General features: G+C 32.9%; 16 protein-coding genes and 1 tRNA gene. 4 read left to right on the top strand and 13 right to left on the bottom strand.

Annotated elements, in window-relative coordinates; all coding sequences use genetic code 11:
* Positions 1-4 precede the first annotated feature (4 nt).
* From CLV33_RS13445 to CLV33_RS13435, 3 genes are all read right to left on the bottom strand, one after another.
* The gene (locus CLV33_RS13445) at positions 5-1,360 is read right to left on the bottom strand and encodes a cytochrome ubiquinol oxidase subunit I (RefSeq protein WP_042245621.1); all 1,356 of its coding nucleotides are present in this window, start codon (positions 1,358-1,360) and stop codon (positions 5-7) included.
* 129 nt (positions 1,361-1,489) lie between these two features.
* A complete protein-coding gene (locus CLV33_RS13440; RefSeq protein ID WP_105474351.1) occupies positions 1,490-2,830 on the bottom strand; it encodes an MBL fold metallo-hydrolase in 1,341 nt (446 codons plus the stop codon).
* A gap of 83 nt (positions 2,831-2,913) precedes the next feature.
* Positions 2,914-3,582, bottom strand: a complete 669-nt coding sequence (locus CLV33_RS13435; protein WP_105474350.1) for a peroxiredoxin — start codon at positions 3,580-3,582, stop codon at positions 2,914-2,916.
* A 211-nt stretch (positions 3,583-3,793) separates the two neighbouring features.
* Here CLV33_RS13435 and CLV33_RS13430 point away from each other — a divergent pair, with 211 nt between their 5' ends.
* Both CLV33_RS13430 and CLV33_RS13425 read left to right on the top strand, forming a co-directional pair.
* Positions 3,794-4,186 (top strand): hypothetical protein, encoded by a 393-nt coding sequence (locus CLV33_RS13430; protein ID WP_105474349.1) that lies wholly within the window; start codon positions 3,794-3,796, stop codon positions 4,184-4,186.
* A gap of 52 nt (positions 4,187-4,238) precedes the next feature.
* On the top strand, positions 4,239-6,341 hold the full coding sequence (locus tag CLV33_RS13425) for a TonB-dependent receptor domain-containing protein (protein WP_105474348.1): 2,103 nt from the start codon (positions 4,239-4,241) through the stop codon (positions 6,339-6,341).
* 80 nt (positions 6,342-6,421) lie between these two features.
* Here CLV33_RS13425 and CLV33_RS17570 read toward each other — a convergent pair whose 3' ends face one another.
* On the bottom strand, positions 6,422-6,565 hold the full coding sequence (locus CLV33_RS17570) for a hypothetical protein (RefSeq protein WP_162834944.1): 144 nt from the start codon (positions 6,563-6,565) through the stop codon (positions 6,422-6,424).
* A 220-nt stretch (positions 6,566-6,785) separates the two neighbouring features.
* The gene (locus tag CLV33_RS13420) at positions 6,786-7,778 is read right to left on the bottom strand and encodes a Tll0287-like domain-containing protein (protein WP_105474347.1); all 993 of its coding nucleotides are present in this window, start codon (positions 7,776-7,778) and stop codon (positions 6,786-6,788) included.
* 181 nt (positions 7,779-7,959) lie between these two features.
* On the opposite strand from CLV33_RS13420, the gene CLV33_RS13415 reads away from it, so the two are divergent.
* Positions 7,960-8,033, top strand: a tRNA-Arg gene (locus CLV33_RS13415).
* Positions 8,034-8,269: 236 nt separating this feature from the next.
* Here the strand turns inward: CLV33_RS13415 and CLV33_RS13410 are convergent.
* From CLV33_RS13410 to CLV33_RS13375, 8 genes are all read right to left on the bottom strand, one after another.
* On the bottom strand, positions 8,270-8,422 hold the full coding sequence (locus tag CLV33_RS13410; RefSeq protein WP_042246530.1) for a hypothetical protein: 153 nt from the start codon (positions 8,420-8,422) through the stop codon (positions 8,270-8,272).
* A gap of 502 nt (positions 8,423-8,924) precedes the next feature.
* The gene (locus CLV33_RS13405; protein ID WP_042246532.1) at positions 8,925-9,200 is read right to left on the bottom strand and encodes an ATP-dependent Clp protease adaptor ClpS; all 276 of its coding nucleotides are present in this window, start codon (positions 9,198-9,200) and stop codon (positions 8,925-8,927) included.
* A gap of 31 nt (positions 9,201-9,231) precedes the next feature.
* Positions 9,232-10,068 (bottom strand): 50S ribosomal protein L11 methyltransferase, encoded by an 837-nt coding sequence (gene prmA / locus CLV33_RS13400; RefSeq protein WP_105474346.1) that lies wholly within the window; start codon positions 10,066-10,068, stop codon positions 9,232-9,234.
* A gap of 188 nt (positions 10,069-10,256) precedes the next feature.
* Complete coding sequence (gene tpiA / locus CLV33_RS13395; protein ID WP_042246535.1) at positions 10,257-11,009, bottom strand: triose-phosphate isomerase; 753 nt, start codon at positions 11,007-11,009, stop codon at positions 10,257-10,259.
* Positions 11,010-11,073: 64 nt separating this feature from the next.
* Positions 11,074-11,565, bottom strand: a complete 492-nt coding sequence (locus CLV33_RS13390; protein ID WP_105474345.1) for a TlpA family protein disulfide reductase — start codon at positions 11,563-11,565, stop codon at positions 11,074-11,076.
* A gap of 37 nt (positions 11,566-11,602) precedes the next feature.
* Positions 11,603-12,679 carry an ABC transporter permease gene (locus CLV33_RS13385; RefSeq protein ID WP_105474344.1) on the bottom strand — a complete coding sequence of 359 codons (1,077 nt, stop codon included), beginning with the start codon at positions 12,677-12,679 and terminating at the stop codon, positions 11,603-11,605.
* A 60-nt stretch (positions 12,680-12,739) separates the two neighbouring features.
* Entirely contained in the window at positions 12,740-14,056 is a 1,317-nt protein-coding gene (locus tag CLV33_RS13380; protein WP_105474343.1) for a BT_3928 family protein, read from the bottom strand.
* 437 nt (positions 14,057-14,493) lie between these two features.
* Positions 14,494-15,033 carry a DUF1599 domain-containing protein gene (locus tag CLV33_RS13375; protein WP_105474393.1) on the bottom strand — a complete coding sequence of 180 codons (540 nt, stop codon included), beginning with the start codon at positions 15,031-15,033 and terminating at the stop codon, positions 14,494-14,496.
* Positions 15,034-15,342: 309 nt separating this feature from the next.
* Between CLV33_RS13375 and folP the strand changes: the two genes are divergently transcribed.
* The gene (folP, locus tag CLV33_RS13370; protein ID WP_105474342.1) at positions 15,343-16,170 is read left to right on the top strand and encodes a dihydropteroate synthase; all 828 of its coding nucleotides are present in this window, start codon (positions 15,343-15,345) and stop codon (positions 16,168-16,170) included.
* Positions 16,171-16,234: the final 64 nt, after the last annotated feature.

The raw sequence follows: 16,234 nt of genomic DNA, 5'->3' as shown, positions 1-16,234 counted from the left end.
TTTATTAAACGTATTTTAAAAATTCATTCGGGTTTTTAGCTTCATCGTAAGGCCCATGCTTTATTTTCTTATTTACAGTGTATATAAATAACAAAAACAATATTGTGTAAACCACCAAAAATAATATTAGTGAAAATAGAATTTGATTAGAAGACACCTCTTGCGAGAAGCCTTCATCTGTTCTTAAATGACCATAAACAATCCAAGGTTGTCTACCCATTTCTGCTGCAAACCAACCTACTTGATTAGCTATTTGAGGCAAGAGCACAGAGAATGCAAAAATCTTTAAGAGCCATTTCTTATCGAATAGTTTTCCCTTCCACCATAAAAAGCTAGCGTATAGGGTTAATGCTATTAAAAACAACCCTATAGACACCATAATGTGGTAAAACTGAAAAACAGCATTAACCTGCCCTGGCCTATCTTCTTCTGGAAAAGCATTTAAGCCAGTTATTGGAGCTTCAAAATCTTGATCTACTAAAAAAGATAATCCTCCGGGAATACTAACACCTGAAACTTCTTGAGTATCGTTATTTACCCAACCAAACAAATACAAATCGGCGGGAGCAGAGGCTTGGTAATGCCCTTCCATTGCTGCTAATTTAGCAGGCTGGTTAACAGCAACACCATCGGCAGAACTATGACCAGATATTAATTGAGAAAATGAAACTATTGTTGCAACACCTAAAGCAATTTTAAAAGCTTTTTTTGAAATTTCAACATACCTGCCTTTTAACAAATAATAAGCATGAACGCTTAGCACCAAAAATGCACCAGCTAAAAACGCACCTTGCCATACATGAATAATTCTATCTACACTTGATGGATTAAACACCATGGCCCAAAAATCGGTAACTTCTGCACGCGCATTAAATCCTTCCCCAACTATATGGTAACCTGCAGGTGTTTGTTGCCAACTATTAGCAACAACAATCCAAACTGCTGAGAACATAGAGCCTAAAAACACACCTATTGTTGAGATAAAGTGAACTTTTGGAGATACACGATTCCAACCAAAAATTAAAACCCCCAAAAAAGCACTTTCTAGACCAAATGCAAATAAGCCTTCTGCAGCCAAAGCACTTCCAAAAATATCGCCAACATACCTTGAGTAAACTGCCCAATTAGTACCAAACTCAAACTCCATTATAATACCCGTTGCAACACCAATACCAAAAGTTACAGCAAATATCTTAAGCCAAAAACGTGTTAAAACTTCATATGCTTTCTTTCCGGTTTTTAAATACAAACCTTCCATAATAACCATAATTAGCCCCAAACCTATACTAAGTGGCGGATAGATGTAATGAAAGGCAATGGTAAAGGCAAATTGAATTCTGGCTAAAATCTCTACATCCATAACTATAAATTTTACACAAAAATACAATTCTGTATAATTTGTTTATGCAATGTTTATTACATAAAAATAAAATTAACGGTGTTAAAAAACTAGATTTGAAACACCATAAACATAATAGGAACTCTAAGTTTAGCCTTTAAACTCCTTTACGGTTTCACCTAAATCGTAAACCTTAGTTTTTGTTTTTAAAGTGGCAACAATACTACTTCCTGCGGCACTTCTATAACCACCAGCACAATGAACCACTATGGGTTTGTCTGTAGGAATATCTTCTTCAGAGTCTCTTAATTCATTTAATGGAATTGAAATGGCATTATCAAAAAACTTACCTTCTTCTACTTCACTTTTGTTTCTAATATCTACGATAGTATATTCATCTGTATTGTTTTTAAAATCTGCTAAATCCAATGTTTCTGTACTTTCAAAAGAAGAATCATCTAAAGTTAATGTCCCTTTTAATTGATTTTCATAACCAATTTTTGCAATACGATGTAATATTTCATCTTTATCTTCAACTGAATTTAAAACCACACAAAATGCTTCTTCTGGCTTTACGATAGATCCTAGCCAAGTTTCGAACTTATCATTTTCGGTTTTAGCCATAATGTTGATGCTACCTTTTAAATGATTTTTTTTGAAATCGGCTTCATTTCTAACATCAATAATTATAGCGTTATCTTCAAAACTACCCGCTTTAAATTGAAATTTTGCTTCTGAAATTGACTGTTCATAGGCTTTTGCTCCAACTTTATTTATATCTACATTGTATCCAAAATATGAAGGAATAAAAGGTTGATCTTTTAAAATGTGATTAACAAAATCGTCTTCTGTTAGGTTTTTAAAAGCCCAGTTCTCCTTACGCTCTCTACCCAAAGTGCTAGAGGCATCTTTACTCAAGTTTTTACCACAAAGCGAACCTGCCCCATGTGCTGGATAAACTATTGTATTGTCTGGTAAATCGTTAAATTTTGTTTGCATGGTTTGGTACATACTTTTGGCTAATTCTTCGCGTTTGGCTTTCATGTTTCCAGCTTTTTCGCGTAAATCTGGACGACCAACATCACCAATAAACAACGTGTCTCCAGAAAACATGGCGTAATCTGCGTTATTTTTTGCAATAATTGTAATACTATCTGGTGAGTGACCTGGTGTATTTATTGCTGAAAACTGAATGCTTCCTAATTTAAAAACATCACCATCATCAAAGGTTTTATGTGGATAATTAGCACCAACTAATTTGCTTACAAAAATTGTTGCACCTGTTTCTTTATGGATTTGCAAATGACTGCTCACAAAATCTGCATGTGGGTGAGTTTCAAAAACTGCAACTATTTTTGCATTTTCTTTTTCTGCTAGTTTATAGTAAGGTTTTGGATCTCTGGAAGGATCGACAATTGCCATTTTATTATCACTAATTATTGTATAAGAGTAATGCGCTAATGGTTTATCTTCAAATTGAGTAATATTCATTTTTTTTAGTTTTGATTTTGTTGAAAATAAGATAAAAAAAATCGGTCTAAACTTTAAGAGAAGACCGATTTTTTAAGAGTATTTTATAAGTTTTTCTTAGCTAAATACCAGTCTACTTTTTCAAGTGAATCGTCTGCAATTCTTTCATTTAACTCATCTAAAGTTTTTGGTGGGCCTACTATTACTTTATCCCCTTTTTTCCAATCTAGAGGCATTGCTACCTTGTGTTTATCAGAGGTTTGTAAAGCTTCTAGAGCTCTTAAAATTTCGTTCATGTTTCTACCCACATTTAAAGGATAGTACATTATTAGTCTAATTTTTTTCTTAGGATCTATAAAAAACACTGCTCGTACAGCCGCAGTTTCACTTTCATTTGGCTGTAACATGCCATAGCGCTTAGATACTTTCATATCTAAATCTGCTATAATAGGAAAATCAAAATATACCCCTGTATTTTCCCTCACATTTTGTACCCAACCTAAATGTGCATGAATGCTGTCTATACTTAAGCCTAGCAACTCTGTGTTTAGTGCATCAAATTCATTTTTTCTAGTGGCAAATCCACTCATTTCTGTGGTACAAACTGGCGTAAAATCTGCTGGATGCGAAAACATAACAATCCATTTATCTTTTGCAAAGTCTGATAACTTAATTTTCCCCTTGGTAGTTACCGCTTCAAAATCTGGCGCTTGGTCGCCAATTCTTGGCATTGAATAAAATTCTTGTTCTTGTACTGTTTCTATTGTATTCATAATTTATACTATTTGTATTATTTATAGCAAATATAATATTGTATAGTATTTAACTATGTAACCAAAGTTGCTCAAAAAATCATTTTATATTAAGAAATTCAAAATAAAAATATAGGTAGGCAAGCAACACAAGTTATAGAATTCGATTAGCTTAAAAAAAGCGATAAAAAGTTATATAAAAAGCAACAACCTATTATATATTTGCAGCATAATGAAAGTAGGCGCACCAATAGTTTTTGTTTTTTTAAGTGCTTTAATACTAATTAATAGCATTAAAGTATCTTTAACTTATGGTTACTATGAATTAGACCCTATAGGTTTTATAGAAAAACTATGTGAAAACAAAGACCAGCCCGAATTACAATGTAACGGGAAATGTCATTTAAAAAAGGTGGCTAAATCGCAAGACAATAAACAAAACACTCCCGAAAGCATTATCGATTTTAAGGAAATTACGCTTTACCCTAGCCATAATTCAGAGTTTGTATTTCCTAAAATAATTTACAATAAAAAACCAGCTTCCATAAGCTACAAAAATTTATATTCATTTATAAACACTTACAGTTTTTTTCATCCCCCAAGAATACAGTACACTTTATCTTAGAAGTAGTATATACTACCCAAATTTCATAAGTTAAAAAATTAAATTACTGTAAATGAAAACATTTTATAGTGTGCTTCTATGCACGCTAATTACCGCTGTATCTTACGGCCAAAAAAGTAAAGAAACCCAAAAAGATACCACAACACAAAAAACAATAGCGCTTAATGAAGTTATTGTAAAAGGAAACACAAAAACAGACCCAGTACTTACTGTTGTTGCAAATAAATACGACGAAAAAATTGTGCAACCTAAAAATGTTGCCGATTTATTTAATAACATTAATGGATTCTCGGTTATAAAAAGAGGAAATTATGCTATAGACCCTTCGTTTAGAGCAGCACAATACGAACAATTAAATATTCAGTACGATGGTGGCACTAAAGCAATGCATGCATGCCCTAACAGAATGGACCCCATTACCACGCATATTATTCCTGAAGAAATCTCGAAAATAGAAATTATTAAAGGTCCTTACACCGTAAGGTATGGTGCCACTTTTGGAGGTATTGTTAATTTAGTTACCCAAAAACCCGATTATGAAGATTATGGTTTGCATGGAAAAGTTTCCGCTGGCTACGAAAGTAACGGCAACGCTTTAGTAAACTTGGCGCAAATACAATATATTGAAGAAAAATATGATATTGTAGCAAATGCAGGTTATAGGGATTTTGGAAATTATAAAGATGGCGATGGTATAGAAATACCTTCATCATTTAGAAGTACAGACTACGGTATTAAAATAGGCTATAATTTTTCTAGCGACCAACGCCTACAAGCGCATTGGCGACAATCTTTTGGTCGCGATGTACTTCATGCCGCTTTACCTATGGATACAGAATATGACAATAGCAGTATATTGGCTTTAGATTATACATTAGACAATATTGGCAAAACCTTAAAGTCTTTAACCGCAAAAGCATATTATAGCTATGTAGACCATTTAATGACCAACAACAATAGGCCCTCTTTTAGAATGATGGAAGCAGCATCAGCAGTTGATGCAACAACGCTTGGAGGCAAACTGGAATTAAACTGGAGATCACTAGAAAAATTAAACCTATTTACTGGTGTAGATGCAATGCATATTGCTAGAGACGGAGGCAGAACACGGTTGGTAAAAGTAATGAACGGCAACCCTTTACCAATGCCTATGACTTTTAACGACAAGGTTTGGCAAGACTCTTATATTAACGATATAGGCGTATTTACTGAAGCAAAATACAATCTAAATCCTAAAACTATTTTTACTGCAGGAATACGTTACGACAATGTTGTTTCAGACATACAAGATCCTGAAGATGACTTTGCCGCCTTGTACGATTTAAAAAAGCGTACAGAACATAATGTTAGTGGTACTCTGTCTATTAAAAAAATAGTTTCAGATAAATTTACTTTAGAAGCTGCTTATGGCCGCGGCGTACGTTCCGCCAATATGATAGAGCGTTTTATCAATCATTTTAACGTTGGTCAAGATCCTTTTGAATATATTGGCAACCCCAACTTAAAAGCCGAAGTTAACAATCAGTTTGAAATTGGCCTTAAAGGAAGAGAACCACTTATAAACGGATTTAACAGTTTTAAATATGAAGCCTCATTTTACTATTCGTTTTTTGAAAACTATATAGTTGGTATAGTTGATGAAACTTTAAACAGAAAGTTTAACCCTATGGCAGAACCAAGACACCCAAAGGTTTTTAGAAATCTTGATGAAGCCTATAAAACTGGTTTTGAAGCTATGGCGCAAGTTGACTTTTTAGATTATTTTTATTTTAAAACCGAATGTGCTTACGTATATGCGAAAAACAAAGATTTAGCCGAATCTCTTCCCTTAACACCTCCGCTTACAACACGATTATTTTTAGGTATTGAAAAGGATAAATTCTGGGGAAATATTCAGTATAACTTAGTTTCAAAACAAGATAATATTTCTAGAAGTTTTGGAGAAACTACAACTGATGGCTATCAAACTTTAGATGTACGTTTGGGTATAAAGCCTATTAAAAGCATCACTTTAGGAGTGGCGTTAATTAATGCTTTTGATGAAGCTTACAACAACCACTTAAACTTTTCTTTTACAAACCAAGCAGATTTTGGAAGAACCCCCATTACAGAACCAGGACGAAACCTCTCTGCCTTCTTGCAATATAAGTTTTAACTCCTAGTTATTTAAATACCAAAGGAGCACCTTTTTAATGTGCTCCTTTTTTTAATCAAAAAAAAAACTATAATATATCGTTATTTAGACTCGTCTTTTTTCTTACTACCACCAGCCATAAATTTTATTAAATAACCAATAAGAAATAAGCAAACCAGCCCAAAAACAGATATCATTATCACGCCATTACTCCAATTAAATAATGCAATATTTTGAGTTATCATAAATACTTGTTTTTTCGGTTCTATATAATATCAAAAATATTAATCGTAAGTTGTATTAAATATGACATTTGTCAGTACAACTTATACTTTGGTAATTTTTTACTAAATAAAAGCCTTAATATCTGTGTTTTAATCTAGTTAATAGGTGTTATATAAGCCCTATAACATTACCATTAATACTTGAGTAATTAATTTTGAAATTTGCCCATACCTGACATTTTTATTTATCAAAAGTAATACTCCAAATACCTCTTACTTCATTAATATTGTAACCTATTGCCTTATCTTTTGGATACAAAGACGTTAGCTTTTCTAATGTAGCTTTATTAATAGTTTTATTTGGCGTTCCGTGACATTGCAAGCACATAGCGTTAGTAGTTATAGGATAATATACCTTTACTTTATTGTTTGTCTCTTTTACTATAGGCTTAGGCTCTTCTTTATTAGCAATAACCTGTTTAAATGTTTTAATATGCTGTAACTCTTCGGTATTTGCCTGATTATTAATATTTCTTGGTTTATCTGACACGCGCTTAATTTTAGCATTGTGAACAACAGCCATACTATCGGTTAAAGGGTATGCTTGTGCATTACAAAATGCTAAAGCCTCTAAGGTTCCTTTTTTTTGAATAGTACCCATTAAATTTTTACCCAATACCGCTTTTGTTGTTAATGCATATTTTAATCCTCGCTCTGCATAAGGTAAATCTTGAAAATTTGTTTGTACTTGCCTTTTACCCATACCATTTCCCATACCTTTTCCTTTGTGCATGCCTCTTTCTTTATTGTAATGATCTTCAAACCATTCGGGTTGCGCTATATCATTTTCAAACATATAATCTGCAATTTGCGCGATAGTTTCCTCGGGGTAAGGCGTTTTGGGCATAACACCAAAACGTTTTACGGCACCATACATTTTAGCATCTTCTTCATTAGGGTTTTTAATCCAAGTTTGTATTGCTGCTACAAAGTCTCTTTTTGATGTATTATCTGTTATATAGTGCTTTTTAATTGCAATCATTGGTGGCCCAATTCTATCTTCTTCGCTCGCTGTTGGGCTATGGCAAACATAACAGTTGGTTTCCATTAATTTTTTTCCAGGATGCTCGCTTCCTTCTTTTTGCTTATCGAAAGCAGAATATGTTTTGTTTTTAGAGTTATTGCAACTAAACATTAAAACAAAAACCAACGTTGTTAAAATAAAACTTTTCATTAATAGTATGTTTGTATAGTAAAACCTAAAAATAACATATATGGCCTATAGTACTGTAACAATAGTTACGCAGTACTTAATGGTTCTCTAAAAAATTGTGAGGACTATAATTTTATTTTAAATTGAAATAAAAGTTTGGTAGAGTTTTAATAAATAATGTATATTTGCACCCACTAAAAAAGGCCACGTGGCGCAACTGAATAGCGCACTTGATTACGGCTCAAGAGGTTCCAGGTTTGAATCCTGGCGTGGTCACAAAATAAAAATCCAATTGACTTAAATAAAGTTAGTTGGATTTTTTGTTTTTTCTAAATAAAACTTAGTGAGCATATTGAATTTTTATAGCGTACGTAAATCTACAAATACAAGCCTACCGTGGCCTGCCGTTATAAGTGCGTGAGGTGTCTTAAAATTATGATAAGTAGCTTATTGAAAAGCAAAATATTCATGCTTTACTACAAGCAATATTCAATACTGTGTATTATATATAACTAATCTAATGCGTTTTTTGTAACATACCACCGCCAACCAATTATAGCTAATTGTAGTTTACTGGCTTTGGCTAAATCTAATTTTTGTTTAGAATAACTTGGTAAAATGGCCTTATTAACCTTTGCTAAAAATTTAAAAACTTGCTTTTTCACATTTTTTGTAATTACAACAAAAATAGTAAAACTTATTCTAGACTAAGTTTTACTTTTTTTTGGTTTAGATACTTGATATAATAAATAAAATTACATCAACTAAAAATTTGGCAAGAGTCATCATTTGTTTTGGTTTTAAAGGTTAATATTATCAATGTTTATTGAATATATATATTTACCAATATGCGCCACAAGTGTTTTTTTAAAAATCGATGAATTTGAATAGTAATTTATAAGTAAAAAAATTAAAATAGTTTCGATATTTATGTGACTACCTTAATAGAGGTACTAAACCAAAATACCAAATAAGCTTTTTAATTTAAAATTATAACATATATAGGGGTTTTTACAGCTTGTTTTTAATAACCTAGGGGAGTTTTATTAAGAAGAAGTCGTTTTTTAAAGCTTTCGTCTTTTAAGCTTTAAAATATATCGCAAAAAAAAAAGACCTGTTTGGTTTTTTATCCAAACAGGTCTTTAATAATCTAAATAAGATTGTGTTTTACACTATTTCTGCACTTAAGCCAGCTTCTAACAGTTTAGAGCAGCGAGGTTTTAAATCGTCATACTCACCAGTTTTAACAGTACATTTTCCTTTGTAATGTACAATTAAGGAACATTGTTCTGCTTGTTCTGAGGTATGGTCGCATGCATGAATTAGGGTATCTATAACATGATCGAACGTATTTACATCATCGTTATATAAAACAATTTCGTTTTGTTTTAGCACCTCTTCTTCTAGTAGTAACTCTTCTGATAATTTTTCTTTTGAACTCATATTAAAACTTTTTTGGAGTACAATTTTTATACTAATTTAAAAATTTTAGCGAAACCCAATTGTTCCTTTCCAGTTTTTCTTGAAATTTTAACAGATATTTTTCACATTCGGCTTTTATTAGGGGGATATCATCATCGTAGAACCCACTTAAAAATAACATTCCATTTTTATTTAAACATGATACGTAGGTTGCCATATCTTGCATTAAAATGTTACGGTTTATGTTGGCAATAATAATATCGTATGTGTTTTTTCCTAAAGCTTTTGCATCTCCTTCTATAACGGTGATGTGTTTACAGTTATTTCGTTCTACATTTTCTAAACTATTTAAATAACACCAATTATCATAATCTACCGCATCTATAGGTTTTGCTCCTTTTTGTTCTGCAAGAATTGCTAAAACGCCTGTACCGCAGCCCATATCTAAAACCGATTTGTCTTTAAAATCGTTTTTTAAAATGTGTTGAATCATCATGTGTGTAGTTTCATGATGACCGGTACCAAAACTCATTTTTGGTTCAATTACAATATCGTATTTGGTATGTAATGGCTCGTGAAATGGTGCACGAACTGCACAGCTATTATCTACCACAATAGGGGTAAAATTCTTTTCCCATTCTGCATTCCAATTGGTTTGGGCTATATCTTCAAAAGTGTACGATATATCGAATTCGTTGGAGTTTAGAATTTGAATGTCGCTTAGTATTGTGTTGTGCCATTCTGTTTTTTGTATGTAGGCCGTTACACCATCGTCGGTTTCTACAAAACTTTCAAAACCTGCGTAACCTAGTTCTGCTATTAGAATTTCTGTAGCTGGTTGTAGTGGTTGTACTTTAAAGTAATAGCCTATGTAGATGGTATTAGACATGGTGTTGACTATAATTTGGCGGATGCACCCGCGTTAGCGATTGTAATGAAAAGCCCACAGCTTCCCCGGTAAAAACCGGGGAAGCGAGGACTTGTAGTGAAAAGCGCGACCCGCAGGGGAACGCCCAACTTCTCGAAATTATTTTCAATAGAAAAATTGAAGTGTTTCGAAATGCTTATATTTTATAATTAAAATGCGTTTACGATAGCGAAGAAATCTTCGGCGTTTAAAGAAGCGCCACCAATTAAGCCACCATCTACATCTGGTTTAGAGAAAATCTCTTTTGCGTTGCCTGGTTTTACGCTACCGCCATAAAGTATGGATACATCGTTGGCAATTTCGTAACCGTATTGATCTGCGATTGTTTTTCTAATAAATGCATGCATATCTTGCGCTTGCTCTGGTGATGCCGTTTCGCCTGTACCTATAGCCCAAACTGGCTCGTATGCCAAAACAATATTTTTAAAATCCCATGCTTTTAAATGAAATAGTGCATTTTTTATTTGATTACCAACTACGGTTTCTTCGTTGCCTGCTTTTCTGTCTTCTAAAAGCTCTCCAAAACAGAAAATAACGCGCATATTGTTAGCTAATGCAGCGTCTACTTTTTTAGCAAGAATGTCATCGGTTTCGTTAAAGTATTCCCTACGTTCGCTATGGCCTAAAATTACGGTGTTAACACCTATGCTCTTTAGCATGCTTGCGCTAATCTCTCCTGTATAGGCACCATTTTCGGCAAAATGCATATTTTGGGCAATAACTTCTATAACCGTGTTGTCTTTAAGTGTTTGATAGGCTTGCCATAAGTTGGTGGCTGTTGGCGCTATCATTACTTCAGCGTTTGATGTTTTTATTTGATGTTTTAATTCTGAAATTAACGTTTCGGTTTGCGCCAAATCGTTATTCATTTTCCAGTTTCCGGCTACGATATGTTTTCTCATAAAATTGGTTTAAACTTCTTTAAAAGAAGGTATTTTTAGTATTGATTTATTTTAACAAAAATACTTAATTTTTTAGAGCTTTTGTTAACTTATCATCATCAGCTTTAATAACATTAAATACAACGATTTCGCCAGCTTTATTTATAAGCATATATCGTGGAATCCAGCTTATATCTACAAAGTCTCCAAAGGCCGATTTTTTGCCCTTAGGCAGGAAGTAATGTTCACCTACCACCTCATATTTTTCTATACCACGTTTCCATGCATCTGCTCCCCTGTCTAACGAAAAAAACAAAAATACTGTTTCTGGATATTGCTTTTGAAGTGCCCTAACCTTAGGCATACCCTTTATACAATCGCCACACCAAGAGGCCCAAATATCGATAACGATGGTTTTGCCTTTGTGTTTTTCTAAAATGTACTGTAATGAGACTTCATTACCTTCTAAATTTAATAGCGTATCATTAAGTGCTGCTTCCGAAAATTGTGTTGGTTTTTCAATATTGCAACTTAAAGAGCTTATGAGAATGACTAATAAATACATCACCTTTTTCATATTACTTTTTTTAGATTCCTACCTTCGCAGATATTTATTACTGTAATTTAACTTTTGGATCTAACCAAACATAAATTAAGTCGACAATAATATTAATAATTACAAATAAGGTTGCAATTACTAAAACGGCACCCATAATTACTGGTAAATCTAGCGTATTAAGAGAATTTACTATTTCTTTACCCAACCCGTTCCAGCCAAAAATATACTCTACAAAAACTGCGCCTGCCAACATGGAAGCAAACCACCCCGATATTGCAGTTACCACAGGGTTTAATGCATTTTTTACAGCATGCCTTTTTATAATTTTAAATTCGCTTAGGCCTTTTGCCCTTGCCGTTCTTATGTAATCTTGGTTAAATACTTCTAATAATGAATTTCGCATAAGCTGAATAACTACGGCTAACGGACGAATACCTAAAACAATGGCTGGCAGCAAAAGGTTTTTCCATTTAATGTGCATAGCTTCGCCAAAATCGTCTAGCTCGAACAGGCTACCTGTCATTTCTAAATTAGTGTACTCGTGCAATATGTAACCGAAAAACCAAGCGAATAAGATGGCGCTAAAAAACGATGGCACGCTCATACCTAAGGTACTAAAAATTTGAATGGTTTTATCTAGCCATTGGTCTTTATATAAAGCTGAAACAATTCCCAGTAACACCCCCAAAATCATAGCAATAACAATTGCAGAAACAGCTAACACAAAAGTATTTGGTAGGGTTTCGCCTAAAACTTCAGTTACTTTTTTACCTTGTTTTGTAAACGACTCCCTTAAATAAGGAAACTTTAAAACAATTGTGGTATTTGCAACTGAAAAGAGCTGAACGCCATGATACTTGTTTTCTGCCAAAAACGTGTAGTCTTCTTGGTTTTTAGAATGAAAGGATAATGGCGACAAATCGTTAATATAATATGCGTATTGTGTTAAAACAGGTTTATCGAAGCCATATTTTGCCTTTACTTTGGCGAGTTGTTCGCTGTCTTCGTTTTGTCCCATCATCATTTGCGCAGGATCTCCAGGAAGTACGTTAAATAGGAAGAAAATAACAGTTACCACTCCAAATAATGTGAGTATGGCATAAAAGATTTTATTTAGTAGGTAATTTATCAGTTGTTTGTTATTGGTTAATGGTTATTGGTTGTTGGTTTTAAAAATAGCTAAAAAACGCTTTTAGTTTTCTTTTAGTTTTACTTGAATAATGCTTGTATAAGATGTGTTATTTTCAACGTTATATTCTTTTAAAGTAATTTCGTTTTTATTAACATTTACACTTTCAATACTATTTGAATCTAAAGCTTCTACCGCTTCCTTTGTTGAGGCTTCTCCATTAATAAAGTAAGCAATATTTTCTTGTTGAAACTTTTTTGGAGAGCTAATTTTAGGTTCAACTTTAGGCAGTTCCAAATCCTCCAAATCATTCCAATGTACTTTTTGTTTTACGGTACCACTATCTAATTCTAAAATTCCTGGATTGGAGCGCACTACAGTTTTTAACGCTTTTTCATCACACAAATACCATTCAAAATCTATATTATAAGCTTCGTTTATACGGTTTTTTGCTTCTTCTCCTGATGCTGTCAACCCAATAATTTTATAGTTATTTTGTCTTGCTTGGTCTTGTAGCGCTTTTAATTTTAAGGCTCCATCTCGCTCAATTTTTTCTAGACTGTAAGACACTACCAGTATTAAGTTGTCTTGTTCTAAGAAATAATCGGTTAGGTTATCATCTTCGCTTTCTATAGAAAAATCAACTACTGGTGGTGTGTACCCTTCTTGTATTACTTTAGTTTCTACACCAATAAACTCTCCTTCTACCGATGGATAAGAGCCATTTGTTGTAATGATTTTTTCTTCACCATTTATATTAAATTTCCAACTGTATTCTTGTATTGGTTTTGGTGCGTCTTCGGGAATACTCATACCTGCCTTAATATTCTTCCCTATAGCGTAAGCTCTAAAATCTATAGCAGGTAAGTGCATTAATACATGGTAACCAAACCATAAACTTAATATAAAGCCTAGTAAAGCTAGTATGGTTGTTGGTAATTTAGAAAATACCGGTTTTATATGTTTTACACCAAAGAACAAAACTAAAATAAATACCAATAATACTACATCCTTCCAGAACGTTTCCCAAGGCTTTAACTTTATAAAATCCCCAAAACAGCCACAGTCTTTTACCTTTTCAAAATAGGCTGCGTAAAATGTTAAAAAGGTAAAAAACACTATCATTAACAATAAGCTCCAAACAGTAAATTTGGGTTTATAACCAATAAGTAAAAACACGCCTAAAACGACTTCGAAAACAACGACGAATACCGATATTAGTAGTGCATAAGGTTCTAAAAACGGAATGTTTAAAACATCTGGACTAAAATACTCCTGTAGTTTATACGAAAACCCTAAGGGATCGTTCAACTTTATAAATCCTGAGAAGATAAATAATACGCCAACTACTATTCTACTTATTGCTACTAATGCTTTCATAACTTATTTAAATTCCAAAAGAGAAAAAACTAAATTCCTAAAACTTGCTCAAACACATTAAAAATTACTTCAATTTATCAATGATTTAAGAAAGAATTCTTCGTATTTCGTTTGCTTCTTTTGTTAAGGTTTCAATTTTATCTTCCTCATTTTTATTCATTTCTTTGAGTAATTTTTACCAATACGCACTTTCTTTTGCTTCTTTTCTTGAAATCTTTATCACTTAACTTCGTAGCCTTCAATGTAATTGGCTCCAACTGAACCCGATGATTTCACTAATTGCTTACCATCTCAACTTCAATATTTGAAATTGTTCGCTTTAATTCTTTGACTAAAACCTACAATCTCTGGCGAATTCAAAAGTTCTAGTTTCTAGATTATATACATTCTGTATTTCAGAAGCCATTGGTATTTAGGTTTTGATATTTGTTTTTACTTTAATTTTCACTAAGTAAGATTAAAGCAAAAACCGCATAGTTTATCATATCCTGATAATTAGCATCAATGCCTTCACTTACCAATGTAACACCCTTGTTATCTTCTATTTGCTTAACCCTCAATAACTTCTGCAATATTAAATCTGTTAAACTACTCACTCTCATATCACGCCATGCTTCGCCGTAATCATGGTTTTTGTCTTCCATTAATTTTTTAGTGATGGCAACATGCTTTTCATACAATGTGGTGGCTTCTTCTGTGGTCATATCTGGTTGTTCCACCACACCTTTTTCCAGCTGAATTAATGCCATGATACAGTAGTTAATAATGCCAATAAACTCACTTTCTTGTCCTTCATCAACCTTCTGTACATCATTTTGCTGCAAGCCCCTAATGCGTTGTGCTTTAATAAAAATTTGATCTGTTAACGATGGTAATCTTAAAATTCGCCACGCACTACCATAATCGCTCATTTTCTTCAGAAATAAACTTTTACAGTTATCTATTACCGCATCATATTGTTTGGAGGTATCTTGCATTTGTAGTGAACTCATTTTTTGATTTTTTCTATTTTCTAAAGAATGTTTAAAATTAATTTATATACCATTACTTTTTTTAGCCTTAGCTACATTGCTATGCGTTTTCAAAAAAGTGTCTCATCTAAATAAATTTTAACTCATTTTCGGTTAAAAACAAAAAATTAAGATGAGTTCAATATGTATTTTGCGTAAATTTCGCATAAATACTTCAAAGTTCAAAGTTCAACATTCAATGTTTTACAAAGCGTGCATAAGTTTAACGTAATGTTGATAACTTTGAATCTTGAATTTAAAATCTTAATCTGTTTTATGACTATAAACTGCAAAGGCAAAATTATCGATTTATCTACCCCAAGAGTAATGGGTGTTTTAAATATTACGCCAGATTCGTTTTACGATGGCGGAATGTATAAGGACGAAGCTTCTATTTTAAAACAGGTAGAATACATGCTTAACAACGGCGCCACCTTTATTGATGTTGGCGCTTACAGTTCGAGGCCAAATGCCGACCATGTTAGCGAAGAGGAAGAGTTACAGCGAATACTCCCGATAGTTAAATTAATTTTAAATAACTTTCCAGAAACCTTACTTTCTATAGACACATTTAGAAGTAGCATAGCCAAAGCCTGTATTGCAGCCGGAGCAGCAATTATAAATGATATTTCGGCAGGAAAGCTAGACGATAATATGCTAACAACCGTCGCAGAAATACAAGTACCGTATATAATGATGCACATGAGAGGAACGCCACAAAATATGCAAAGCCTAACAAATTATGAAGATTTAGTTAAGGATATTATATTCTATTTTTCTGAACGTATTACAGCTGCAAGAGATTTAGGAATTATTGATGTAATTATTGATCCTGGATTTGGATTTGCTAAAACATTAGAACAAAATTTTGAATTATTGCGTAAACTTGAAGTATTTAAAATGATTGAAAAACCTCTATTGGTTGGTGTTTCTAGAAAATCTATGATTTATAAAACCTTAGAAACTACAGCAAAGGAAGCCCTAAATGGCACTACCGTTTTAAATACTATTGCATTACAAAAAGGCGCTTCAATTTTACGTGTGCATGATGTAAAGGAAGCTATGGAGACCGTAAAATTGGTTGAAGCACTAAATAAAGCATAACAATTTCATAGCAACAGTTTCCCCTCTAATGTGAAGAGGGTAAAGGATGATATAAAACAAATAA

The sequence above is a fragment of the Jejuia pallidilutea genome (genome assembly GCF_002973595.1).
Taxonomy (GTDB): Bacteria; Bacteroidota; Bacteroidia; order Flavobacteriales; family Flavobacteriaceae; genus Jejuia; species Jejuia pallidilutea.
This window is presented reverse-complemented; position numbering and strand designations above follow the sequence as displayed.

Coding starts and splice junctions, on each gene's coding strand:
- CLV33_RS13445 (WP_042245621.1), bottom strand. CDS start 1,360: ATGGATGTAGAGATTTTAGCCAGAATTCAATTTGCCTTTACCATTGCC.
- CLV33_RS13440 (WP_105474351.1), bottom strand. CDS start 2,830: ATGAATATTACTCAATTTGAAGATAAACCATTAGCGCATTACTCTTAT.
- CLV33_RS13435 (WP_105474350.1), bottom strand. CDS start 3,582: ATGAATACAATAGAAACAGTACAAGAACAAGAATTTTATTCAATGCCA.
- CLV33_RS13430 (WP_105474349.1), top strand. CDS start 3,794: ATGAAAGTAGGCGCACCAATAGTTTTTGTTTTTTTAAGTGCTTTAATA.
- CLV33_RS13425 (WP_105474348.1), top strand. CDS start 4,239: ATGAAAACATTTTATAGTGTGCTTCTATGCACGCTAATTACCGCTGTA.
- CLV33_RS17570 (WP_162834944.1), bottom strand. CDS start 6,565: ATGATAACTCAAAATATTGCATTATTTAATTGGAGTAATGGCGTGATA.
- CLV33_RS13420 (WP_105474347.1), bottom strand. CDS start 7,778: ATGAAAAGTTTTATTTTAACAACGTTGGTTTTTGTTTTAATGTTTAGT.
- CLV33_RS13405 (WP_042246532.1), bottom strand. CDS start 9,200: ATGAGTTCAAAAGAAAAATTATCAGAAGAGTTACTACTAGAAGAAGAG.
- prmA (WP_105474346.1), bottom strand. CDS start 10,068: ATGTCTAATACCATCTACATAGGCTATTACTTTAAAGTACAACCACTA.
- tpiA (WP_042246535.1), bottom strand. CDS start 11,009: ATGAGAAAACATATCGTAGCCGGAAACTGGAAAATGAATAACGATTTG.
- CLV33_RS13390 (WP_105474345.1), bottom strand. CDS start 11,565: ATGAAAAAGGTGATGTATTTATTAGTCATTCTCATAAGCTCTTTAAGT.
- CLV33_RS13380 (WP_105474343.1), bottom strand. CDS start 14,056: ATGAAAGCATTAGTAGCAATAAGTAGAATAGTAGTTGGCGTATTATTT.
- CLV33_RS13375 (WP_105474393.1), bottom strand. CDS start 15,033: ATGCAAGATACCTCCAAACAATATGATGCGGTAATAGATAACTGTAAA.
- folP (WP_105474342.1), top strand. CDS start 15,343: ATGACTATAAACTGCAAAGGCAAAATTATCGATTTATCTACCCCAAGA.